Source organism: Dialister histaminiformans, from assembly GCF_900103425.1.
Taxonomy (GTDB): Bacteria; Bacillota; Negativicutes; order Veillonellales; family Dialisteraceae; genus Allisonella; species Allisonella histaminiformans.
This window is the reverse complement of sequence record NZ_FMXA01000003.1, coordinates 1-23,178: the sequence shown is the minus strand read 5'-3', so window position 1 is coordinate 23,178 and position 23,178 is coordinate 1. Positions and strand designations below refer to the sequence as shown.

The window sequence follows — 23,178 nt, the reverse complement described above, 5'->3', positions numbered from 1 at the left end:
TTTATGTCAGAACTGAGAGTACGCAAGATTCAGGAATTTATTAAGCAGGAAGTAAGTTCTATGCTGCTTAAGGAAATTAAAGACCCGCGGCTTGGTTTTGTAACAGTGACCGGCGTTCATCTTACCGGTGATCTTCGGGAAGCTACTGTGTATGTCAGCCTTTTCGGCAGCGACCGGGAAAAGGCTGAATCTCTGGAAGCACTGAATAATGCCAGAGGCTTTATTCGCAGAGAACTGGGGAAGCGGCTGAAAATCTATTACACACCGACCATTGATTTTGATGTGGATACGTCTTTGGACTATGGTATGCACATTGAAGGGCTGATAAAGAAAATCCATAAGGATGACGAGGCGAAAAAACATGGCACAGAAAATCAGTAAGGAGGAAGCTTTTCAGTTTCTGGAAAAGCATACCCGGTTTCTGCTGGTAGGACATATCCGCCCGGATGGCGATGATATTGGCTCTATATGTGCTTTGCATAATGCGCTGGAATCCATGGGAAAAGAAGCGGATATGGTTATCAACGATGAACTTCCGGACCGCTTTAATTTCATAGAGACCACCCGGCTCATTAACCGGGATATCCCGGAAGGCAGGACATATGATGCTGTCGTGTTTACCGATTTGGCAAACCGGGAGAGGGCAGGGGAAATCCATATTCCGGAAAATGTGGAAAGTCTCTGCATAGATCATCATGTTTCCAATGAGGGATATACGGATTATCTGTATCTTCGGGAAAACTACGCGGCTACGGCAGAACTGCTGGCAGAAATGTTTTTTGACCATGGACTTAAGCTGAGCCGGGATACCTGTAACGCGTTGTACCTGGCGCTGGGGACTGACAGCGGATTCTTTAAATTCAGCTGTACCAGCTCCCATACGCTGCTGATGGCCAGCAAACTGGTGGAAATGGGGGCGGATCCCGCATTTATATCCAATCATCTGGATGTGACCACCGCAGAAAGCATGAAAACCTATAAGAGAGTACTGGATACGCTTCACTTTGCCGCAGACGGCAAAATAGGTATCGCTTATATGGATAAGCAGTCTATGGAGATGGATGGAATCAATTCCGACTACTATGTCAGCATCCCGCGGAAAGTAGCCGGTGTGGAAATCGCCTTTCTTCTGAAGTATCAGGAAGAAAATGTGACCCGTGTTTCCCTCCGCTCCAGAGAATATGCAGACGTTTCCCAGCTGGCAGCCCATTTTGGCGGCGGCGGTCACGTACGTGCCGCAGGCTGTACCATCAGTCTCCCTATGGAGGAAGCTGAGGCTGAGTTAGTAAAAGAAGCGGAGAAGATTTTGTAATGGACGGTATTCTTAATGTTTTAAAGCCGGCGGGAATGACATCCTTTGATGTGATTTCCCTGCTTCGCCGGATTTATCATCAGAAGAAAATCGGTCATGGAGGCACTCTTGACCCAATGGCGGCAGGAGTGCTTCCTGTTTTTATGGGGAAGGCTACCCGGCTGATTGAATATGCACCAATACATAAAAAAAACTATGTGGCAGAATTCATTATGGGATTTGCCACAGATACGGAAGATGTTATGGGAAGCATTGTGGAAGAAGGCCGCCCCATTGCCGATGAAAAGGTATGGAGAGAGGCATGTGCCCGGTTTGAGGGGGATATTCAACAGGTTCCGTCAGCCTTCTCCGCCATCAAGGTGAAAGGCAAAAGAGCATATGATCTGGCCAGAAACGGGGAGAAGGTGGAGCTCCCTGCACGACCGGTTCACATTTACTCCATTGAACTGCTGGAAGTCTGTCCTCCGTATGTGCGGATGAAGGTAATCTGCTCGTCCGGCACCTATATACGGGCGCTGGGGCGCGATATTGGAAAAGCGGCAGGGTGTCCGCTGTCCATGTCGTTCCTGCTGAGGACGGAAATGGGACCATTTACTGTGGAAGAGGCCAGAACACTGGAAGAAATAGAAGCATCCCCTGAAAGTGCCATAATGGCGGATATACGTCCACTGTTCCGGGAAATGAAGGATATTACCCTGGATGAGGACATGAGTGATGGTTTCCTTACCGGTAAACGGCTCCGCGTGCACAGAGAAGATATACCGGTGGCCGCGGTATATGGAAAAAACAGATTTCTGGGAATAGGGGAGATTAAACACGGAATTTTACATCCACGGAAAGTATTTGGTGATTTATGATATCCGTATATTCCTCAGTGCAGAGCATAATGAGCATGGGGCCTGTAGTGCTGGCTCTTGGCTTTTTTGATGGTCTGCACATAGGCCATCAGACAGTTATTCAGCAGGCGCTGCAACTGGCACATGAGGGGAATGCCCGCATGTGTGTCATAACTTTTGATATACCGCCCCGGGCTGTTCTTCGGCCGGAACACCCTGTACAGCTTCTGGAAACACGTCAGGAAAAGATCAGAAAGCTGGAAAAAATGGGGGTTGATACAGTGGTGTTTATACATCCTACCGTGGAGGTGCTTTCCGAAACGGCGGAGGATTTTATGCAATCACTGGCAGGCATATCCGGGTTGTATGGTATTGTCTGCGGAAGCAATTTTACTTTTGGAAGACATGCAGCAGGAAGTCCCTCCATGCTTTCTGCCTTTTTCTCCGGCAGGGGAATCAAAGTGAAGATTGTACCGCTGACGACAAGTCCGCTTCTTGGAGGCCGGGAAGTTTCCAGTACAGTGATAAGGAAACTGATTGGACAGGGACGTATCGGGGTGGCTAATCAGCTTCTTGGGGAAGAATACACCATAACAGGCACAGTAGCTCATGGATTTCGACGCGGTCACGATGTTACCGGTGTGCCTACGGTCAATCTGGAGACGGATGGGAACTGCGTGATTCCATCGGATGGGGTATATGCGTCCAGAATCCTTATAAAAGGCGTGACCCATGCCTCTATAACCAATATAGGGACTAATCCGACTTTTGGTAACCAGGAGAGGACTATTGAAACCTTTATACTGGATTTCCATCAGGAAATTTATGAAAAAGAGGTTATGCTTTCCTTTGTAGAACGTATACGGGGAGAAATCAAATTTCCTTCTGTGGAGGCACTGACAACGCAGATTCAACGGGATGTAGAAATGGCAGAAAAACTGCTGAATAAATAAGAGGACAGGAAGCTATATGGGCCTGAACGGGCGGATATGGCTTCCTGTCTTTTAATTTCTTCCGGAAGAATGATGAGGCCAACAGGATATATATCGCCTTAGAACGGAAAGATGGATAATAACATGCTGGGACATTTTCATTTGTGGTCTATTAGGACATTATCATTTTTGAATCATAAAAAATGGAAATATAATATTTTCAAACATTGACATATTTAAGAATAAGAATTAAAATATGTGAAATCAACTTTTATGTGTATCATTAAATAATCAGAGTTATAGCAGGCAGAGCCTGAACCGTTTGCAATATGTAAAAATTGGGGCATCTGTAAGCGACTCCGGTAGGAAGTGCGCAGAAGTTGGTATATGATCGCTGGCAGACAGTGATGTTTTTTCCACATATTTGCTGTATATATTATTGTAAAGGAGAGATGTATTATGGCAGTTCGTTTTTCTAACACCATGTTATCTTTAAAGCCGTCTGATATCGGTCCATTACTCGCAATTATCGCGCAGCCAGACATTATTTCCTTTGCAGGCGGACTTCCGGCTCCACAGACCTTTCCACTTAAGGAACTGACAGAAGTAGCAGTTAAGGTAAGAGAACAAGATGGTGCAGGTGCCATGCAGTATGGTCCTTCCCTGGGATATATGGGACTGCGTAAAGCCATTGCTGACCGTATGAACAGAATGTATGTACCTATGGGTATGGAAGCTGTAGACCCAAAGAATATCATGGTGGTTACCGGTTCTCAGCAGGGGCTGGATATGACAGGACGTATCTTCCTGGATAAGGATGATGTAGTTCTTATTGAAAGTCCATCCTATATGGGAGCTATTGATGCTTTTTCATTGAACAGACCCAGATTTATTGAAGTTCCAACTGATGACCAGGGTATGATTCCGGAAGAACTGGAAAAGATTCTTCAGAAAGAACCAAAAGTAAAGTTCATTTACCTGATTCCGAATTATCAGAATCCAACCGGAATCTGTATGTCTCTTGAAAGACGTAAAAAGTTTATGGACGTGGTAACCCGTTACGATATCCCGGTATTTGAAGATAATCCGTACGGGGATCTTCGCTTTGAAGGTGAAGAAATCGCGCCACTTATCTCTATGGATCCGAAGCATCTGGTTATTTACTCCGGCACTTTCTCCAAGACACTTTGCCCAGGCATGCGTCTGGCATGGCTGGTAGCCAGAGACGATATCATGAAGCAGCTGGACCGTGTAAAGGGCTCCACTGACCTGGCAACACCGTCTGTGACACAGCGCGAAGTGGCAATGTATATGACCAACTATGATTTTGAAGGCCATGTACAGGATAACTGCAGACTTTACGCACATCGTCGTGATGTAATGTGCAATGCCATAGATAAGTATTTCCCGGCAGAAGTTAAGCACACTTATCCACATGGCGGGCTGTTTCTGTGGGTAGAACTTCCGGAAGGCTGTGATTCCCGTGACCTGTTCAAGTATGCAATTGAAAAGAAGGTTGCTTATGTACCAGGGGATGCATTCTTCCCAGTAAGCGGAAAGAGAAATTTCTTCCGCCTGAACTACTCCTACACCGAAGACGATGTAACAGAAGAAGGCATCAGAAGACTGGCTGAAGCCCTTAAAGAATACCTGGCATCCAGATAATCTGACATACAGAGAAAATGAAAAGGCTATGATTTTTCATAGCCTTTTTTATTGGTAAAATCTGCTGGAAGTTTACCTGGTTTGTTATAATGTCTTTAGTGGAGGTGCAGATATGCCAACCAGAAAACGAAGAAACAGCAGAAAAACAGGATCCCATAAATTCTTCTGGGGGATTCTTTTAGCGGGGGCTGCATTGACGGCAGCCTGCTATTTCCCTTCACCGGATGACAGAGAAGCTGCACCGGATTCAGAAGAAAAAGGGATAGAGATACAGAGTGTTCCAAATGGCCAGGATATTCCGCAGTATGGAGAGTCAAAGGCACAGGATAGTCAGGCAGATGTGGATTCAGAACATAAGGATACGGATACGAATAAGACCAGTCTGGAAGAAAAGGTCAGAGAATTCACAAGCCAGACGGTAAAAGCAGCGGAAAAGCAGGTCAGGAAAACCACAGGAAATGCCTTCTCTGAGAAGAAATCACCGAGTTCAGGTTCGTCATCGGCTAAAGCCGTAACGCCGGATGAAAAAAAGACACAGAACAGAGTGAATCTTCCAGCTGATGGAAAGGTTCGCCTGGCGGTATGCATTGATGATGCAGGCAGAGATCTCAACAGCCAGCGAGTATATGAAGGACTGGGGATTCCGCTTACACTGGCGGTTATGCCTAACGAGCCGCATACATCAGAAGCAGCTGCAGAATGGAAATCGAAGGGGATGCCGGTGATTATCCACCAGCCAATGGAAAGCGTTTCCGGTAAGGGAATGGAAAAGATTGTAATTAAGGATTCCATGTCAGATGAACAGATTCGCAGCCTGATCCGTCAGTCCATACAGCAGATCCCTCAGGCATCGGGAATGAATAATCATCAGGGGTCAAAGGCCACTACAGATAAGCGGGTTATGAAGATTGTGATGAGTGAGCTGGCGTCCAGAAACATGTTTTTCTTCGACAGTGCCACTAATACCTATACTGAGGCGGATAAGGCCGCAGCACTTTATCATGTTCCTTATGCCCGGAATAATCTTTTTGTAGATAACTCAGCTGATGTAGATGCTATATGCCGAATGATACAGAAGGGAGCCGAAAGGGCAAGGAAAAACGGGAGTGCTATTATTATCGGACATTGCCGCCCTAATACGGCCGCTGCATTTAAGAAGATGGTGCCTAAGCTGAAGGCAGAAGGTATTGAATTTGTATATTTATCATCACTTACAGGAAAATAACTAATGAAAGAGAAAATAAAACGACTGGTACTTATCACCGGAGGAACTTCCGGGATTGGGCTGGCAGCAGCCGCATGTGTATCCAGAGATGGGTACACACCGGTTCTGCTTGGGAGGAATCCGGAGCGGGGTCGGGAGGCAGAACGAAAGGTTCAGGGAAGCCGGTATATTCCCTGCGATGTCACCAGTACGAAGGATATCAATCGGGTGGTAAAAGAAGCAGAAGCTATGGGGCGGATAGAAGGTCTGGTGGCTGCAGCTGGACAATACGCAGAAGGTCTTGTTGAAAATATTCGGGATGAGGACATGGAGAATCTGTTCCGGGTAAATGTCTTTGGCGTTATTGCCTCTGTGAGAGCCGTTATCCCTGTGTTCAGAAAATACGGCAGGGGAAGTATAGTGGTTGTTTCATCGGATGCAGCTGTGCAGGGAAACATACAGGGAGGACTTTACAGTGCAACGAAAGGAGCGGTTACCGCATTTGCCAGATCCGCTGCGTTGGAACTCGCTGTAGAGAAAGTGCGGATCAATGTGGTTTGTCCTGGGGATATAAAGACGCCTTTGTTGAAACGGCAGTTTGCTGCCTATGGGGGAAGTGAAAAGGAAACCGCAGAATTGTATCCTTTGATGCGTATAGGCCGGCCGGAAGAAGTGGGAGAGGTTATTTCTTTCCTTTTGTCAGACCGAGCTTCCTTTATGACAGGCAGTGTAGTCATGGTTGATGGCGGATTAACTGACTGGTAGTGGCAGATAATCCATGGCAGAAGGCGCGCAGAATCGAATAAGTTTATTTATCTGTGTGGTATAATATAAAAAATAATAGATATCAGTAACAATTACCAGGGAGGGGTTCACTATGGAAGAGAATAAAAACGTACAGGTGCCGGAAGAAAAATCTCCAGTAGTCAGACCAAAAGCAGAGGCTGTGGTGAAGGAACCGGCAGGCCTTCCACTGGAAGTGAAACCTGCGGCAGACACTGCTTCTGAGGCGTCAGCTGCTGATGCGGGGAATACTCAGGAATGCCCTCCGGAGCCGCAGACGAAAACATCGTCTGAAGAGACAGCAAATCCAAAACACACGGTAGTATCGGTAGAAAGCCCGGTGGCTGAAGTGGAAGTAGAAGTGGTTGATGACCGGGATAAGCAGGCGGATGAGCTTATTCGCTGGGGTGCAGCCAGAGCAGGGGTGATTGTACTGACTCCGGTTCTGGGGACGGCAGCGCTGATAGCCAATGAAGTGTATATGATCAGCCGCATTGGCAGTATTTATGGAGAAACCGTAACTCATAAGTCCGTGCTGGCATTTATGGGGTCTCTGGGCGGCACAGTTCTTGGAAACCTGGCAGCAACGCTGATTCCTCTGCCGTTTATGCAGATGCCGATTGCGGTATCGGTTACCTTTGGTATCGGTAAGGCGGCTCAGCGCTGGATTAAGGATGGTCAGCCGGATAATATTAAGCCGTATATTGATATTTTTGAAATGGAAAAGGCAGAAGGAAAAGCTTCTGCTGAAGCGTTGGAGAATAATCCTGATAAGGATATCCCGCTGGGCGATGAAAAAGCGGATTTTACACAGGAACTCAAGAGAAATATCAAGAAATTTTACCCGGTAAAGGCTCATAGATTATTCAATACATTGACGGATAATCTGGAAGATGCTGTCAGTGATGTGGCAGACAAGGCAGAAGAAACACTGCGCCGTGCCGGTGTAACAGATGAACAGATGGATTCGGCAAAATATACCGCTATGGCGGCCAGAGAAGTAACGGAAGAAACTGTAAATCAGGTCTCCCGGGATGTTAAGATTGCAGCCAGAATCAAAGCGAAGGAACTTTCCCGCGATGCAGTTATTAAAGCCAGACTGCTGAAAGAGCAGGCAGAGCTCAAGGTGGAACTCATGAAAGCCAGAGCTGATGCGTTAAAGGCACAGGCTATGGTCAAGGAAATTGAAGCCAGAGTTCGTGCAAAACAGGCTAAGGCTGCTGCCCTGGAACAGATGGAAGCTGCAAGAAAGCAGGCAGAAGGGCTTCGTGATGAAGTGAAACGAAGGACAGATGCCGCACAGGCTAAGGCGGAAGAAGTTTCCGGAAAGATTAAAAACTCTGCCAGTGAAGCAGAAGAAAACATCCGCCAGGCAGCCAGTGATTTCCGTTCCCGTGTAGAAGAGAAGGCTGCTTATTACAGAGAACAGGATAAGGCAGAACAGACCAGGGCCGGAAAAGCAGAACCGGAAGAGACAACAGCTCCGGAAGACCAAAAGGGAGAAGACAAAGAATAAGTCTTTGAACTGGTGAAACGGTGCGAAAAAAGATACAATGGGATTCCACTGTATCTTTTTTATTTATGAACAAAACCGGTGGAAAGCGGATTCATTCACAAAGAATATGTTGTGTAGTAAAATGAAAAAATATGGAGGAATAATAAGAATGTATACCTATAGAAGACGTGTTCATTATTATGAAAACGATGGAATGCAGGTAGTACACCATGCCAATTATGTACACTGGCTGGAGGAGGCCCGGGTGGAGTATCTCAGAGAAGGAGGTATTCTGCTCAATGATCTGACGGCTGCGGGCATTGTGTGTCCGATTCTGGAAGTTAATATCAAGTATATAAGTTCCGCACGAAATGATGATGTGGTGCTGGTAAAAACATGGCTCCGTGAACTGAACCGGGCTAAAATGGTATTTGAATATGAAATATATCGGGAAGGTACAAATGAACTGTTATGCAGAGCCCGCACACTGGGGGGCGTATCCCATGCCGATACAGGGCATCTGACCCGATTGCCGGCAGAAACAATTGCCAGACTGGCAGAAATATCTGAAGGAGACAGAAAGTAATGGATAATCGACCAATCGGAATTATGGATTCCGGAGTGGGCGGGCTGACAGTAGCCCGGTATCTGAAGAAAAAATACCCAGATGAAGGAATCGTCTTTATCGGGGATACGGCGCATAATCCGTATGGAGATAAAACAAAGGAAGAAATCACGACACTGGCGTCGTCCCTTCGGGATTACCTGCTGAAAAAACAGGTCAAGATGATTATTGTGGGATGCAATACGATTTCTTTTAACGCGGCTCCCTCATTCTTTGACTGTGAAGTGCCTGTAGTACGCATGAGTCTGAACATGCCAGCATTAGACGGAGTGAAAGAAGTGGCTGTACTGGCGACACCGGCTACCATTGCCACCCATCGCCATAAGCATCTGATTCATGAAAAATATCCATGGATTCAGGTACATGAACTGGGATTTCCAGGACTGGCCCATGCCATAGAGATGGGAGAAAGCCGGGAGTCCATGGAATCCATTGTCCGCAGGGGCGTACAGGAAACCGGGGCGGAAAATACGGAATATGCCTTTCTGGCATGTACACATTACCCGCTGGAAAAAGAACTAATTTCCCGATATCTTCCGCATGCGGCGTTCTGGGATCCAGCGGAAGTCACTGTGGAAGAAGGCATGAACCTGCTGAAATCGGGCCATCAGCTGGCGGGAACACCGCAGCCGGATCAGTTCTGTTTTACCGCATCGGGCGGCACGGCCGATACCCTTGTTAAAAGTATTTTTGGCAGTGCGGCACATGCTGAAACGGTGGACACTGGAGAATAACCTATGATCTATACGATTCTTGAAACCATAGCGGCGTCGTTGTTCCTCATATGCCTGGGATTTATCGCCTACTGGATTTTTCGCTGGGTTCAGGGGGACTGTGAGTTTCGCGTCGTTACGCGAAGACAGTCACGGGCTGTGGCAGAGAGTCTGTCGCACACGCAGGCCGTCCTTTCCTTTACGGTGCCTGTCATCAATGAAGGGAAGCAGAAGGGCATCCTTATGGATGTCATAGCCCGTGCCTGCCTTCCGGCGGAGCAGTATGATGCGCTGCAGGTATATGCTCAGGTTACCGATCAGAGACATCCGCGGACGGATGGCTACTGGAAGGCCGTAACGGTGCATAAGGGGCGAATGGTAGGGCTCCGCATAGTAGTGACGCTGAAAAGCGTCACAGGAGATGTAATAAGAAACTGTGAAAGAATCCCTGATGTTCCGATAGATATCATTTATCAGGCCATGGGCCGTGGAGAATGGTATTACGCCAAGGACAGAGTCTATCTGACTGGCGCGGATATCCGGAATGCGCTGCATGAGTACAGAGGAGACCGATGGTAATGGCAGAACTGATGGTTGTACCGGTAAGTACGTCTGTGCTTACATCGGTGGATACATGGGAGACCATCATTTCATCCTGTGTGGGGACGGTTCATCCAGAGGATGTAATCTGCCTTACCGGAGAAGCGGCAGCGATTATGCAGAACCGGTATATACGTCCAGAGGAAATGCAGCCTGGATTTCTGGAGCGGTTTTTCTGCCGTCTTCTGCCGGAAGATGATCCATTCAGCAATCTGTACGTTATGGCCTCGGCTATGGCGGTGGCAGGGAAATGGAAAACCATTTTATGGCACATCATAGGTCGCCTCTGTGCGCTTGCAGGATATGAGGACGTGTTTTTTATTCACTGCCCGAAGGCTGATTTTTCCTGCGCTGTGACTGAGGCTCTCCCGCCTTACGATAAATGTATTATCTACAGGCCCTTTCCTGTGAAGAAACTATGTGAGGAGATTGTGGAGCGGGTTGGAGCTTATGGCGCGGTTATAGTGGAAACCAGAGAATGGAAAAAAGTAACTATTCTGGGGACCAGCCGGAAGGTTTCTGCCAGAAAGGCAGCACATATCCTGGCGAAAGCCCCGTTCTCTTCAGGAAAACAGTATATCCCCATGGCCATCATAAGAAATTACGTACAGGGATAAAAAAACAGGGAATGATGAAATATCAGATTCATCATTCCCTGTTTTTGAATGGACAGGCAATAAAAAAACCGGTAAATACCGGTCTTTTATCTGCAGATTATAAAGATCTGTCAACTTTTCCAGAACGAAGGCAGCGGGTGCAGACATTCAGTCTTGTTACCTTGCCATCAACCTTAGCACGAACTCTCTGAATGTTCGGTTTCCAGGTTCTCTTGGTCTTCAGATGAGAGTGGGATACGTTCATACCGGTTGTGGTCTTCTTCCCGCAGATTTCACAATAATTAGCCATGTTCTACACCTCCTTGCGCTTCCGCGATTGCAACATTCATAATATAGCATAAAATACTTGCACTGGCAAGCGTTTGTGTTTGCTTTATCGGTAGAATTATAATATAAAGAATCAGAAGATAAGTCAAGATATTTAATTTTCTACAGGGATGGGGACTTTTTTATATAATAATGCCCTGTGTATTCTTAACAGGAGAATCCTATGGAATTAAAAGACAAGGTGACAGCGGTTAAGGGCGTGGGGCCTAAGATGGAAGAAAAGCTGGGCCGTCTGGGAATCCATACAGTGGAAGATCTGATTTCTTATTTTCCAAGGAAATATCAGGACTGGACGGATATCACCCCCATGGATGCGCTGGATACAGAAGATGAACACGTGGTATACGGGCGTATAGTGGATGTGCGGGAGGTGAGACCCAGACCGCGGCTCTCCATTATAACCGTGGTACTTACCGATGGGCGGGGGGCTGTTAATCTGACCTATTTCAATCAGCCATGGAAGCGTCAGGCATTTGACCGGGGACAGGGAATACTTGCCTATGGCAAAGTGGAGTATGTCTACGGAAAATATCAGATGTCCAATGCGGAAACCATATCGGCCAGGCCGGAAGAAATCCAGTCCCTGAAAAAACTGGTTCCGGTATATCCGCTGACTGAAGGTATACGGCTGCAGCAGATGCAGAAAATGATAGCCTATGCTTTACAGCATATGGATACAATAGAGGAAAATCTTCCTTCCCGGGTGAGGATGAAATACCATCTTATGGAAAGGAAAGAAGCGGTTTATGCCATGCATTTCCCGCGAAGCTGGGAAGAACAGAAGCGGGCCCGGTACCGTCTGGCCTTTGAGGAGCTGTTCTTTATGCAGGCTGGCATATGGCTCCTCCGGAAGAAAAGGGAACAGGGACATACAGGCATCAAATGCTCGCCGGATGGAAAGCTGATGCTGTCAGTGATGAAGAATATTCCTTTTGAGCTCACGGATGATCAGAAACAGGTCCTTGTGGATATAGAAAGCGATATGGAAGGGCTTGTGCCCATGCAGCGGCTTATACAGGGGGATGTAGGCAGCGGAAAAACAGTCATTGCTGCACTTGCACTGGCCAAAATTGTTGAAAACGGATATCAGGGAGCACTGATGGCGCCGACAGAAATTCTGGCGGCACAGCATTATAAGACCCTGTCGGAACTGTATGATGGGACAGGTATATGCACAGAACTGCTGACCGGGCAGACCCGGGCATCGGAGAAAAAGGAAATCCTTTCCCGTCTGGCCAGCGGGAAAATCGATATCCTGGTCGGTACGCATTCTCTGATAGAAGATCCGGTGGAATTCGCACATCTGGGGATGGTAGTGACAGATGAACAGCATCGGTTTGGCGTAAAACAGAGAGAACGGCTGGAGACTAAAGGGGATAATCCACATATACTGGTCATGACCGCTACACCGATTCCCCGGACTATGGCCTTATCCGTGTATGGAGATTTGGATGTGTCATCCATCCGGCATCTACCGCCGGGAAGACAACCTGTGGGGACATATGCAGTTGGGAGAAATATGCTGGCGCGTATTTACCGGTTTATGAAAAAGGAAATGAATATGGGGCACCAGGTATACGTGGTCTGCCCGCTTGTGGAGGAAAGTGAAAAGGCGGATCTGGCAGCGGCAGTTTCTGTGTATGAGGAACTCCGGACGAAGCAGTTTCCGGAATTCTGCCTGGGGCTTGTGCATGGACAGATGAAAGCCAGAGAAAAAGATGAGGTAATGGAAGCCTTTGTACAGGGCAAAATTCAGATGCTGGTGGCAACCAGTGTAATTGAAGTAGGGGTTAATGTACCGAATGCCACCATCATGTTTATATATGGTGCTGACCGATTTGGTCTTTCTCAGCTTCATCAGCTGCGTGGACGGGTAGGGCGCGGCAAGGCTAAATCCTACTGTATCCTGTATTCTGACAATACCAGCGAAGCCGCAGAATTCCGTCTGTCCCTCATGACGAAGATACAGGATGGATTTACTCTGGCGGAAAAAGACCTGCTTCTGCGCGGCAGCGGAGAATTCTTTGGTACCAGGCAGCATGGTATGGACGATCTTAAGGTAGCGAATGTAATCAGAGATCTGCCCATCCTGGAAGAGGCACGGAAAGCCGCCAGGGAAGAAATCAGCCATGGGCTGGACGTAAAGGAAGAACTGGCCCGTCGTTTTCATGGGGAATTCTTTTCAAGGATCTATCATTGATGATTAACCGGAGGGCGGCCGACATATGCATTCAGATTCTGTGTTATGATATAATAAGTGAATTGTGAAACGGAATTTCTGTTGTAATGCTGCCTGTTTTGTTTTAAAATGATAAACAGGCATTTTATGACGTAATAACACAGAATGTCTGATTTTTGTTGCCTGTAGAAGACAGAAATCAGCACAGAACATCAGGGTTGACTTTATCGTAGTAAGAGAAGGATTCATATCTTTGAAGGATGCACCGGACCTTACGATAAAATAGTATATGTAGTGTTGAATACAGACTGATTACTGTATATTGATATAAAAGGACTTATGAACAAAAAACAATTGTATTCCATTCATGAAGTTATGGGGATTCCCATAGCGGCTTTGCGTATGAGTGATGCCGTTCAGGCATGTGTCGCCTTTATGCAGGAGCCGGGAGTTCATCTCGTGGCTACGGCTAATGCGGAAATGATTATGCTTGCACAGCAGGATCATGAACTGGCTCATGTGCTCAGGGATGCTGAGCTCGTAGTTCCTGATGGAGCCGGTGTACTCTGGGCAGGGGAAAAACTGGGATTCCGTTTTCCTGAAAGAGTAACAGGAGCCGATCTGGCACATGAACTGTTACTGCAGTCCGGAGCGCATGACTGGCCTGTATATTTCCTGGGAGGAGCTCCTGGTGTTGCGGAAAAGGCGGCCCGCCGTTTTTCTGCGCAGTATGGGGATTTTCCTGTGGCAGGTATTCATGACGGATATTTTGATGACATTGAAGAAGCAAGAATAATAAAACAGATCCGGGACAGTGGAGCCAGACTGCTGCTGGTAGGCATGGGTGTTCCCAAGCAGGAAAAGTGGATCTATGCCCATAAACAGGAATTAGGAAATCTGGTTGCTGTAGGAATTGGCGGCGTCTTCGATGTCATGGCAGGAAATTTAAAACGTGCGCCTCTGTGGATGCAGAAACATCGGCTGGAATGGGCGTACCGTCTGTATTTACAGCCCAGTCGTATTGGACGTATGCTTGCCATTCCTAAATTTATGGTGGCTGTCAGAAAATGGAAAAGGGAGACGAGAGGTTAAATGCTGAAAAAACCGTTAATCCTACATGAGGGATATCCCTTTATTGCCGGAGCTCTGTTGATTGCCGTTATTCTGGCATGGGCAGGACATATATATGTGGCAGTAATCCCTTTTGTTCTGTCATGTTACTTTACATTCTTTTTCAGATGTCCTGACCGGAATAACCGTATTCCTGAAGGAGAGGATATTCTGGTTTCTCCTTCCGATGGTACCGTAATGGCAGTAGAGAAGGATGTACAGGAAGATACGTTCCTTGGACAGAAATGTCATAAGATTACGATCTTTCTGTCATTGTTCAATGTACATGTAAACCGTGCGCCTATGGAAGGCCGGATTCAGTATCAGTCCTATACACAGGGGCGTTTTCTTCCAGCGTATAAAGATACCGTGGGATTTGAAAACGAAAGAGGAGCCATTGGTATTGAAGGAAAACACCGGTCAATTCTTGTTATTCTTATAGCCGGAATTCTGGCGCGCCGGGTGGTATCCTGGAAGAATCTGGGGGACACGGTGAAAAAAGGGGAACTGTATGGGATGATTAAGTTTGGATCCTGTACTGAAATATATATTCCTGGGGATGTTGATATTTGTGTCAGAGAAGGCGATGTCCTTCGCGGTGGATTGTCAGTGATTGGGAGGCTCAAGTAATTGAATAAATCATGGATTGCTAACGGTGTAACCGCTCTTAATGGTTTTTTTGGCGGATTAAGTATGATGTTTTCTCTGAACGGAGATTTTAATACGGCCGCTGCCTGCATTGTGGCAGCCGTTGTCGCTGATGCCCTGGATGGAAGGACAGCCAGAGCCCTGGGGACAGCAGGTCCGCTGGGAGTGGAACTGGATTCCCTTTGCGATGATATCTCCTTTGGCATCGGGGCTGGTGTGCTTATTTACGCATATCAGCTTCACAACCTGGGAATCTGGGGAATGATGGCCTGTGCGCTTCTTGGTACGCTTTGTGCATTTCGACTGGCCAGATTCAACGTAAAGAGCGATGTGGTACATGGGTATTTTGAAGGACTTCCCTGCCCGACCACGGGAGTTATCATTGCTTCTTACGTCATGAGCGGTGTCCGCATCTGGGACTGGCTGGCCTGTGCATTCGTTGTACTGCTGGCATTCCTTATGGTCAGTGAGGTACACTACCCGGACAATAAAGGGGCCAGTGCTGATCAGCTGCATGCGAAGGCACTCTTCATATGCCTTGCCATGGCAGCCGTATGCATTATCCTGGAATGGACAACATGGGCAGCAGCTATTTGTGCAGGCTATATCCTGTTCGGTATGTTAAATACCTATATGAATAAGAGAAAGATGCAGCGTCGTGCAAACAGGCGCAGAAGACAGATCAGAGAAAAATACGAAGAGGAGTAACGATGTCTCATTATTTGGATTTAGTCATGATTCCCGCTCAGCTGGTCATTGCATTCTTTACAGTGTATTATTTTATAATCGCTGTAGCTGGCATGTGGCATAGAAAAGAGAAGAATCTGGCTGCACCAAAAAATAAATTCGCCATAGTCATTCCCGCCCATAATGAACGTATGGTTGTCGGGGATTTACTGGATAATTTAAAATTGCTCAAATATCCGAAAGAACTGTATGACATATATGTCATAGCGGATAACTGTACGGATGATACGGCTAAGATTGCTGCCAGTCATGGGGCGAATGTCCTTGTTCGCTTTAACAAAGAGGAAGTAGGGAAGGGGTATGCCATGGACTGGGCATTTCCCCAGATTTTCGCATTAAACAAAGGGTACGACGCGTTTTGTGTGTTTGATGCGGATAATCTGGTACACCTGGATTTTCTTTCCGTTATGAATAACCGTCTGGAAAAGGGGCAGAAAATCATGCAGGGGTACCTGTCGGCAAAGAATCCAACGGATACCTGGGTATCCGGAACATTTGCCATTGCTTTCTGGACTATCAACCATCTGTGGCATCTGGGCAAATACAATCTTGGACTCTCTACCGCGCTTGGCGGTACCGGGATGTGTATTGCCGCTGATGTAATCCGGAAATATGGATGGGGATGCGATTGTCTGACAGAAGATATGGAATTTTCCATGAAATGCCTTACCCATGGAATCCGTACCTGCTGGGCTCATGACGCGATTGTCTATGATGAAAAGCCATTAACCTTTATGGCTTCATGGAGACAGCGCAAACGCTGGGCACAGGGGCAGTTTGACTGTGCGGAACGATATATTCCCCGTCTGTTCAAGGCAGCGATTCAAAAAAAGAGTTTCATGATTCTCGATGGGATTATGCAGCTTCTGCAGAATTACTTTCTGCTGTTCTCTACCGCTGTGGGGATTATGACCTATATCAACATATTCTATCCATGCTTTACCATGATTTTATATAACGATGTACTGGTTCCCCGACAGTTCTGGACGGTTATTGGTACTATCCAGTATATACTTCCGCTTATTGTGCTCCTTCAGATTGAAGTACCACTCAAAATCTGGTTTTACTGGCTCTTATATCCACTGTTTATGTATTCATGGATTCCGGTAACTTTCCTGGGATATCTGGACAGACATAAGAAAGGGTGGGTACATACCATTCATACGAGAAGTATGCATTTTGAACAGGCATCTTTGACCCGAAAGAAGGAAATAGACAGGTGAAAAGAATACATATCTTTATGACCAATGATGACGGATATGATGCGCCAGGGATTAAGGCCCTGGCGCTTGCTGTATCCGATTATGCCCGTGTGACGGTAGTGGCGCCGGACCGTCAGCGCAGCTCCTGCTCCAGCGGGCTCACACTCCGGCAGTTTCTTTCATGCCGTGAAGAAATGGGCTATGGGGAGCATATCCGCGTGTTTTCTGTGGGGGGAATGCCTGCAGACTGCTGTAAACTGGCACTGGATGGGATTCTGGCCCATGATATGCCGGATCTGATAGTATCCGGAGCCAACGATGGATTTAATATTGGCAGTGACTGTCTATACAGTGGTACGGTAGCGGGGGCTATGGAAGGTTGCATGAATTCCATTCCATCAATAGCGGTTTCAGTTGAGCATACTGAGGACCTTTCATTTTTCCACAAAGCAGCAGCTTTTTCTTCCCAACTGATTTACAAGTTGTTTGTTCTGGGACATGCCAGAGGTATCTATAATCTGAATATTCCGGCCGATGCAGAATTTTCAGCGAAAAATGTCCGGATAACCCGACTGGGGCTGCAGATTTATAAAAATGTGATAAAGAAGATAACAGATAATGAGGGGAATCCAGGTTACTGGATTGGCGGGGAACCAGTTTTTGCTGAAGAACCGGCAGATACTGATTCATACTGGATTCGTCAGGGGAAAATTACACTGACTCCGATTACCTGGGACATGACAGATAGAAATCTGCTCGATAAAACATCAAAAATTATCAGCCATTCGGTTGACTGAATACCGATATAATGGTAAAATTAATCCTGTCAGTATACGCCGGAGTGACGGAATTGGCAGACGTAGCAGACTCAAAATCTGCCGATAGCAATATCGTGTGGGTTCAAGTCCCACCTCCGGCACCAATGTTAAAAGCGCGATGGAATCTGAGAAATCAGATCATCGCGCTTTTTGTTTTGCCATTATTTCAGTGGGATATTCATTCCATTTTGACTACAGGCTGAATATTTGATTCTGTTTTTCCATGGGAGGCCTTACCGGGGGAAAGGGGAGAGTGGCCTGTTGAAACCTGACTATGAGCAATGGGAGTTTTTCTGGACATGTCACCTGATACAATAAAAATAAAAGGGAATCATATACAGGCAGGCGTATCAGGAAAGGAATGGTAATCATGGAATTTAATGATGTGATGACTCTGGAAGAAGCTGCTGAGCGATGGAAAAAGACGTCCGATGCCCTGAGGCAGAATTGCCTGGGGCGGGTTAAAAACGGATTCCGGAAAGGAGAGTATAGAAAATCAGGTAGAGTCTGGCTGGTTACACGGGCAGGGATGGAACGAGTATATGGGAAAGAGATAAGGGGAAAATAATATGGCAGATGAAAGGCCGCCAGGGAGGTCATCGGAGTTGACACTGCCGTATATCTGTTTCTATAATTAAAATAATTTCAATATGAAAGTGGGGATTATATGAATATAGATCAGATAGTCAATCAGGCAGAGCCGGAATTAATTGCCCTTAGAAGGCATTTTCATGAATATCCTGAATTATCACAGCAGGAATTCAATACACTGGATTTTATAAAGCAGAAACTGGAATCCTGGGGAATTTCCTGTACTCAGGTTCCCCAGGGGGGAATTTTTGGCGTACTGGATAGCGGGAAGCCGGGGATTACCGTGCTGATGAGGGCTGATGTAGATGCCCTGCCTGTAGAGGAAAACAAAGAAAACCTCTCAACCGCCAGGTGCTGCATATCCCGGAATAAAGGGGTCATGCATGCCTGCGGTCATGATGGGCACATGGCCATGCTTCTTACGGAGGCCCATATATTGGCCAGCCATAAGGAAGAATGGGATGGGAAGATTATCTTTATGTTTGAACAGGCAGAAGAAATGGGGAAACGCGGAATAGTACCACTGATGAACTATCTGGCGGATAACCATATTCATGTGGATACCTGTTTTGGTACACATGTCCTATGGGGCCTTCCTGCAGGGAAAGTGGCTATTCTGGACGGGGCGGCCATGGCAGGTGCCTTTTTCTTTAAGGTGAAGATTCATGGGCAGGGGGGACATGGATCACGACCGGATCAGGCATGCAGTCCTATTGAAGCCTTTATTTCGTTTGCTGCGGAAATCAGAAATTATCGGATGCTTCATGTGGATCCCGCACATAATCTTACTTTTTCTCTGGGGATGGTACAGGCAGGAGATACACCCAATGTCATCCCGTCAGAACTGACTTTTGCAGGGACTGCCAGAGTGCTGGATAATGAGGATGGTCTGAAGTTCAGAAAAGCATTTTTTGAACGGTTAAATGATTTCTGTTCCCTTTATGGATGCTCGGCTGAAATTCTTACCGATCAGTATTATCCGGTAACGGTTAATTACACGCCCTGTGTAACACTGGCGCGGCGAGCCATATCTTCTGCTTTTGGAAATTCCTGTATGGACAATGCGATTTTGCCATGGATGGCCTCCGAAACCTTTTCTGCAACAGAATCCTTATACCCGGGAGTATTTTTCTTCACCGGGATTCAGAACCTTGAAAAGGGATGTGGTGCTCCACATCATACAGACCGGTTTGATATAGATGAAAAAGGACTGACTGCCGGAGTTAAATGCGCATTAGCCTATATCCTTGCTCTGCTTCGGGAAAAGCCTGATTTTAAAGGATTCACCCCTGGAGACAGGAAGAGCATACTTCAGCTAATGTAAACAAAATAAAAATAACAACAGAATCCGGATATTCCTGTAAAAGGGAATATCCGGATTTTACATTAAGAACCTTTGCCAGGCGAATACTCGAAAGGTGTAGATAATATATGTTACAATATTATGATAAAACCTGATTTTATATTTAACTGGGAGGATTAAAATAAATGACTTCATTTGCAGCTCTTGGTGTTATTCCTGCACTTACCGAAGTACTGAACAAACAGGGGATAAAAGTTGCTACTCCTGTACAGGAAAAAGCCATTCCTGCCATATTTAAAGGGAGAGATGTAATAGCCAAATCTCAGACCGGCACAGGAAAGACACTGGCCTATCTTCTTCCTCTCGTGCAGCGTATTCAGACGGAACGGGACGAAGTACAGGCGCTGATTCTGACGCCGACCCGTGAATTGTCCAAACAGGTCTTTGATGTGTTGAAATCGCTGGCTTCCGTACGTGGGGTGGACGCGGCGGATGTCATTGGCGGACGTACAATCGAAAATCAGATTCAGAAGCTGAAGAGAAATCCACATGTTATCATTGGTACTCCGGGAAGACTGCTGGATCATATCCGTCGCCGTACATTGAATCTGAGCGCCGTAAAAATGGTTATACTGGATGAAGCGGATCAGATGCTGGCTGCCGGATTCAGAGAAGATATCGAAGCCCTGGTGGATCAGACTCCTAAAAAGCGCCAGTTCATCCTGCTGTCCGCTACCATGACGGAGGATACTGTCCGGCTGGCGCGGAAATACATGACCAATCCGGAGCGTATTGACGTGGCAGAAAAGGAAACGGCGTCCACAGTAGAACAGCGGATTTATGAAACGACAAAGGAACATAAGCTTCCTCTGCTGATCAGACATCTGAAAGAAATGAATCCGTTTATGAGTGTTGTTTTCTGCAATACAAAGGATGAAGCCCATCGTCTGGCTGAACGTCTGGCTGAAGAAACGGATATTGTGGTGGAAGAACTCCATGGGGATATGAGCCAGGGACAGAGAAACCAGGTAATACGCCGCTTTGAAAAAATGGAAATCCAGGTACTGGTGGCATCTGATGTGGCAGCCAGAGGTCTGGATGTCGAGGGGATTACCCATGTCTTTAATTTTGGGATTCCAAGAAATCTCGAATATTATGTTCACCGTATCGGAAGAACCGGCAGAGCGGGTACACATGGTATCGCTATTACCTATGTTACCCCGGAAGACGGAGCCCTTCTCCGACGTCTGGAAAAATCGATTCATGAAACCATAACCCGTTATGATGAAAAAGGCCGCATAAGACGTGTACGACAGGCACGCCCGAAGAAAAAAGTAGTGGTACCTGGAATGTACAAACCTACTAAGAAAAAGGAACATAAGGCACTGGGACACAGAGGCCGGGATATGCGTAAACGTGTAAAGAAGGACAAGACACAGCCTCAGGGTCGTCGTGGCAGAAGAGGATAATGGAAAAGGGGTTGGGAATTCATGGAAAATAAATATGTTGAATTCGCAAAGCTGGTAGCATTATTTCTGGCAGTCGTATTGCCGGTTCCGGTTATCGGGTATATTATTCATACTCCGGCATCGATTACCATATCCTATTTGAGCTTTGTTATTATCGGCCTGGTATTCCCTTTCTTCTGGTATATGGCACAGAAAAAAGGATTTGGACAGGAATACAGAGCCTATCGGTCAGTGGTATATGTTGTCCTGTGGATTGCATGTCTTCCGCTGCTGACTGCCGTTCTGTGGTACTATCTTCCGCAGATGGAACTGGCTTGGCGGCATGTCGGCTACTGGCTGGTGATTCCGGCTGTCCTGCTGATGACGGTCTATTTGGCCATCATTACCGCACTGGATCATTATGCGGTTTCTGTATATGCCCGTCTTATGGAAGCGCATAGGGAATTCCTGCGCATCTGGATGGCATGTACGTTCCTGATAGGTAGCATTCCGGGAATGGCCATTCTCAGCTTTTTTGGCCTGTATGCCCTGGGAGGCGGCGGAATTGATCCCGTATCCGGTGCTTATATCCTTATGTCACTCATGTGGTATGTGCTTTATATCAAGATTTTTATTGCCATGCTGGTTATGGGCGTATACCTGTTCTTTGCATTAAACGGGTCAAAACCATACAGGGCCACACAGGTTATCTTTACAGCCTCTATATGGCTCATCCTTATGTTTATTCCGTTTGTTATCTCTATCCGCATGCCATGGGAAGGAAACTGGAGAGCTTATCTGGATCCGGCTTACTTCTCTATGTTCCCATTTATTTCGGATATGTGGGTCCTGGCCATTGCACTCTGGAGCGGTCAGAAGATAACACAATGGATTTTTTCTGCCAAAGACGGAGATAAGTCAATATCCGGGCAGGATAAAAAATAAAATATGATATTTAGGACAGACGAAAGACTCATATCTGCCGGTATCCCTGGTGAACCGGACAATGAGGATAGCCGTTTGTTCTGGTTCGACCTGCATCCGGAAGGAGCAGGAACGGAGGCATTATGGGAAAAGTAAATAGTGTAAACAGAAGTTTTATGAGCGTAAGACAGCTTTCTACAGCAGGTCTTCTTGTAGGGATTACTATATTTCTGGGCATATCCGGATATGGTTTTATTCCGCTTTTTGCAATAAATGCAACCATACTTCATATTCCAACGATTATTGGCGCTATGGCGGCAGGGCCTAAGGTCGGAGCCATGACCGGATTTTTCTTCGGCATGTTCTCTTTTATTCAGGCTTTTCGCTCACCGGCTGTGATGATGCAGTTCGCGTCTTCATATAATCCATTGTATGCATTGATTATATGTGTAGTGCCCCGGGTGGCTATAGGCTGGATTGCCTGGAAATTATTCCGGATACTTCCCGGTAAGTTGGCTGTGAGGGCAGGAGGTGCTGCGGTAATAACCACATTTCTTCATACCGTGATGTTTCTGTCATTGTTTTACCTCCTGGTGGGGGTGCCGTTTGCGCAGCATCAGGGAGTGTCTCCTGTGGCTGTAGCCGAGATGCTGGCAGGTATTGCCGGAGCTAATGGTATACCGGAAGCGATAGTTGCCGGGGTGATTACAGCACCTATCCTTTCCGCACTGTACAGGATAGGAAATCGTTAACGTTATATAAAATGAAAAACAGAGTGCAATAAAAAAAGGCCATCAGGCCTTTTTGGGATATAGGACATTTCGTGTTGGTTTTAATGCCGATGGAGCCAGTGTTTATCGGGCTTCATTGGCATTTATTTTTTTTGAAAAGATTTATAAGGGTGGACAAAACGTGTTGGTAAAAAGTCTCAAAACCCTTGCCAATACTGGAGAAATAGGCTTTTATTTTTTTATCAGGACTTAAATGTGTTTTAGGAGGAGTTTATGAGAAAAATAAGATGTCCCTATTGTGGGTTTCCCTGTCATAAATATGGGAAGACAAAGGCAGGAAGTCAGCGTTGGCATTGTGAAAACTGCCA

At 46.5% G+C, this 23,178-nt stretch carries 26 protein-coding genes and 1 tRNA gene; 26 read left to right on the top strand and 1 reads right to left on the bottom strand.

The annotated features are described in order from the left end of the window. Positions 1–3 precede the first annotated feature (3 nt). The 12 genes from rbfA (at position 4) to BLQ79_RS00080 (ending at position 10,782) form a co-directional block, all read left to right on the top strand. Positions 4–381 carry a 30S ribosome-binding factor RbfA gene (rbfA, locus tag BLQ79_RS00135; protein ID WP_091362583.1) on the top strand — a complete coding sequence of 126 codons (378 nt, stop codon included), beginning with the start codon at positions 4–6 and terminating at the stop codon, positions 379–381. After that, positions 362–1,312, top strand: a complete 951-nt coding sequence (locus tag BLQ79_RS00130) for a DHH family phosphoesterase (RefSeq protein ID WP_234944871.1) — start codon at positions 362–364, stop codon at positions 1,310–1,312. The genes rbfA and BLQ79_RS00130 overlap by 20 nt, the downstream gene beginning before the upstream one ends. Next, the gene (gene truB / locus BLQ79_RS00125) at positions 1,312–2,169 is read left to right on the top strand and encodes a tRNA pseudouridine(55) synthase TruB (protein ID WP_091362578.1); all 858 of its coding nucleotides are present in this window, start codon (positions 1,312–1,314) and stop codon (positions 2,167–2,169) included. The genes BLQ79_RS00130 and truB overlap by 1 nt, the downstream gene beginning before the upstream one ends. A 29-nt stretch (positions 2,170–2,198) precedes the next feature. Next, positions 2,199–3,101: a bifunctional riboflavin kinase/FAD synthetase gene (locus tag BLQ79_RS00120; RefSeq protein ID WP_159427803.1), complete on the top strand. Its 903-nt coding sequence runs from the start codon at positions 2,199–2,201 to the stop codon at positions 3,099–3,101. A gap of 438 nt (positions 3,102–3,539) precedes the next feature. Then, positions 3,540–4,745: an aminotransferase-like domain-containing protein gene (locus tag BLQ79_RS00115; RefSeq protein ID WP_091362574.1), complete on the top strand. Its 1,206-nt coding sequence runs from the start codon at positions 3,540–3,542 to the stop codon at positions 4,743–4,745. 112 nt (positions 4,746–4,857) lie between these two features. Next, entirely contained in the window at positions 4,858–5,970 is a 1,113-nt protein-coding gene (locus BLQ79_RS00110; RefSeq protein WP_091362572.1) for a divergent polysaccharide deacetylase family protein, read from the top strand. A gap of 3 nt (positions 5,971–5,973) precedes the next feature. Beyond that, complete coding sequence (locus tag BLQ79_RS00105) at positions 5,974–6,714, top strand: SDR family NAD(P)-dependent oxidoreductase (RefSeq protein ID WP_234944870.1); 741 nt, start codon at positions 5,974–5,976, stop codon at positions 6,712–6,714. A gap of 112 nt (positions 6,715–6,826) precedes the next feature. Beyond that, complete coding sequence (locus BLQ79_RS00100; RefSeq protein ID WP_091362570.1) at positions 6,827–8,248, top strand: hypothetical protein; 1,422 nt, start codon at positions 6,827–6,829, stop codon at positions 8,246–8,248. Between the two features lie 148 nt (positions 8,249–8,396). Then, positions 8,397–8,813, top strand: coding sequence for an acyl-CoA thioesterase (locus tag BLQ79_RS00095; RefSeq protein WP_091362567.1), 417 nt, complete (start codon positions 8,397–8,399; stop codon positions 8,811–8,813). Further along, on the top strand, positions 8,813–9,586 hold the full coding sequence (locus BLQ79_RS00090; protein WP_091362565.1) for a glutamate racemase: 774 nt from the start codon (positions 8,813–8,815) through the stop codon (positions 9,584–9,586). The genes BLQ79_RS00095 and BLQ79_RS00090 overlap by 1 nt, the downstream gene beginning before the upstream one ends. A 3-nt stretch (positions 9,587–9,589) precedes the next feature. Further along, positions 9,590–10,144: a hypothetical protein gene (locus BLQ79_RS00085; protein WP_091362563.1), complete on the top strand. Its 555-nt coding sequence runs from the start codon at positions 9,590–9,592 to the stop codon at positions 10,142–10,144. Beyond that, positions 10,144–10,782, top strand: a complete 639-nt coding sequence (locus BLQ79_RS00080) for a hypothetical protein (RefSeq protein WP_091362561.1) — start codon at positions 10,144–10,146, stop codon at positions 10,780–10,782. Before BLQ79_RS00085 ends, BLQ79_RS00080 begins: the two co-directional genes overlap by 1 nt. Positions 10,783–10,879: 97 nt before the next feature. On the opposite strand, the gene rpmB is transcribed toward BLQ79_RS00080, so the two are convergent. Next, positions 10,880–11,071, bottom strand: coding sequence for a 50S ribosomal protein L28 (gene rpmB, locus BLQ79_RS00075; RefSeq protein WP_091362558.1), 192 nt, complete (start codon positions 11,069–11,071; stop codon positions 10,880–10,882). A gap of 201 nt (positions 11,072–11,272) precedes the next feature. On the opposite strand from rpmB, the gene recG reads away from it, so the two are divergent. From recG to BLQ79_RS08115, 14 genes are all read left to right on the top strand, one after another. Continuing rightward, complete coding sequence (recG, locus tag BLQ79_RS00070) at positions 11,273–13,309, top strand: ATP-dependent DNA helicase RecG (protein ID WP_091362556.1); 2,037 nt, start codon at positions 11,273–11,275, stop codon at positions 13,307–13,309. Positions 13,310–13,627: 318 nt separating this feature from the next. Continuing rightward, complete coding sequence (locus tag BLQ79_RS00065; protein WP_234944869.1) at positions 13,628–14,380, top strand: WecB/TagA/CpsF family glycosyltransferase; 753 nt, start codon at positions 13,628–13,630, stop codon at positions 14,378–14,380. Next, positions 14,381–15,028 (top strand): phosphatidylserine decarboxylase, encoded by a 648-nt coding sequence (locus BLQ79_RS00060; protein ID WP_091362554.1) that lies wholly within the window; start codon positions 14,381–14,383, stop codon positions 15,026–15,028. Further along, complete coding sequence (locus BLQ79_RS00055) at positions 15,029–15,754, top strand: CDP-alcohol phosphatidyltransferase family protein (RefSeq protein WP_091362551.1); 726 nt, start codon at positions 15,029–15,031, stop codon at positions 15,752–15,754. A gap of 2 nt (positions 15,755–15,756) precedes the next feature. Then, positions 15,757–17,016 carry a glycosyltransferase family 2 protein gene (locus BLQ79_RS00050; protein WP_091362549.1) on the top strand — a complete coding sequence of 420 codons (1,260 nt, stop codon included), beginning with the start codon at positions 15,757–15,759 and terminating at the stop codon, positions 17,014–17,016. Then, positions 17,013–17,792 carry a 5'/3'-nucleotidase SurE gene (gene surE, locus BLQ79_RS00045; protein ID WP_234944868.1) on the top strand — a complete coding sequence of 260 codons (780 nt, stop codon included), beginning with the start codon at positions 17,013–17,015 and terminating at the stop codon, positions 17,790–17,792. Before BLQ79_RS00050 ends, surE begins: the two co-directional genes overlap by 4 nt. Positions 17,793–17,830: 38 nt before the next feature. Then, positions 17,831–17,917: transfer RNA gene (locus tag BLQ79_RS00040), tRNA-Leu, on the top strand. Positions 17,918–18,183: 266 nt separating this feature from the next. Beyond that, the gene (locus tag BLQ79_RS00035) at positions 18,184–18,381 is read left to right on the top strand and encodes a helix-turn-helix domain-containing protein (protein ID WP_091362547.1); all 198 of its coding nucleotides are present in this window, start codon (positions 18,184–18,186) and stop codon (positions 18,379–18,381) included. A gap of 99 nt (positions 18,382–18,480) precedes the next feature. Further along, positions 18,481–19,728 carry a M20 metallopeptidase family protein gene (locus tag BLQ79_RS00030; RefSeq protein ID WP_091362545.1) on the top strand — a complete coding sequence of 416 codons (1,248 nt, stop codon included), beginning with the start codon at positions 18,481–18,483 and terminating at the stop codon, positions 19,726–19,728. A 164-nt stretch (positions 19,729–19,892) separates the two neighbouring features. Next, positions 19,893–21,176, top strand: coding sequence for a DEAD/DEAH box helicase (locus tag BLQ79_RS00025; RefSeq protein WP_091362542.1), 1,284 nt, complete (start codon positions 19,893–19,895; stop codon positions 21,174–21,176). A gap of 21 nt (positions 21,177–21,197) precedes the next feature. Then, positions 21,198–22,100 carry a hypothetical protein gene (locus BLQ79_RS00020; protein WP_091362540.1) on the top strand — a complete coding sequence of 301 codons (903 nt, stop codon included), beginning with the start codon at positions 21,198–21,200 and terminating at the stop codon, positions 22,098–22,100. A gap of 3 nt (positions 22,101–22,103) precedes the next feature. Beyond that, positions 22,104–22,235 carry a hypothetical protein gene (locus BLQ79_RS08420; RefSeq protein ID WP_268761810.1) on the top strand — a complete coding sequence of 44 codons (132 nt, stop codon included), beginning with the start codon at positions 22,104–22,106 and terminating at the stop codon, positions 22,233–22,235. Then, a complete protein-coding gene (locus BLQ79_RS00015) occupies positions 22,223–22,831 on the top strand; it encodes an ECF transporter S component (protein ID WP_091362539.1) in 609 nt (202 codons plus the stop codon). The genes BLQ79_RS08420 and BLQ79_RS00015 overlap by 13 nt, the downstream gene beginning before the upstream one ends. 252 nt (positions 22,832–23,083) lie before the next feature. Continuing rightward, the coding region (locus tag BLQ79_RS08115) for a transposase-like zinc-binding domain-containing protein (protein ID WP_456151357.1) at positions 23,084–23,178 on the top strand (95 nt) is incomplete at its 3' end.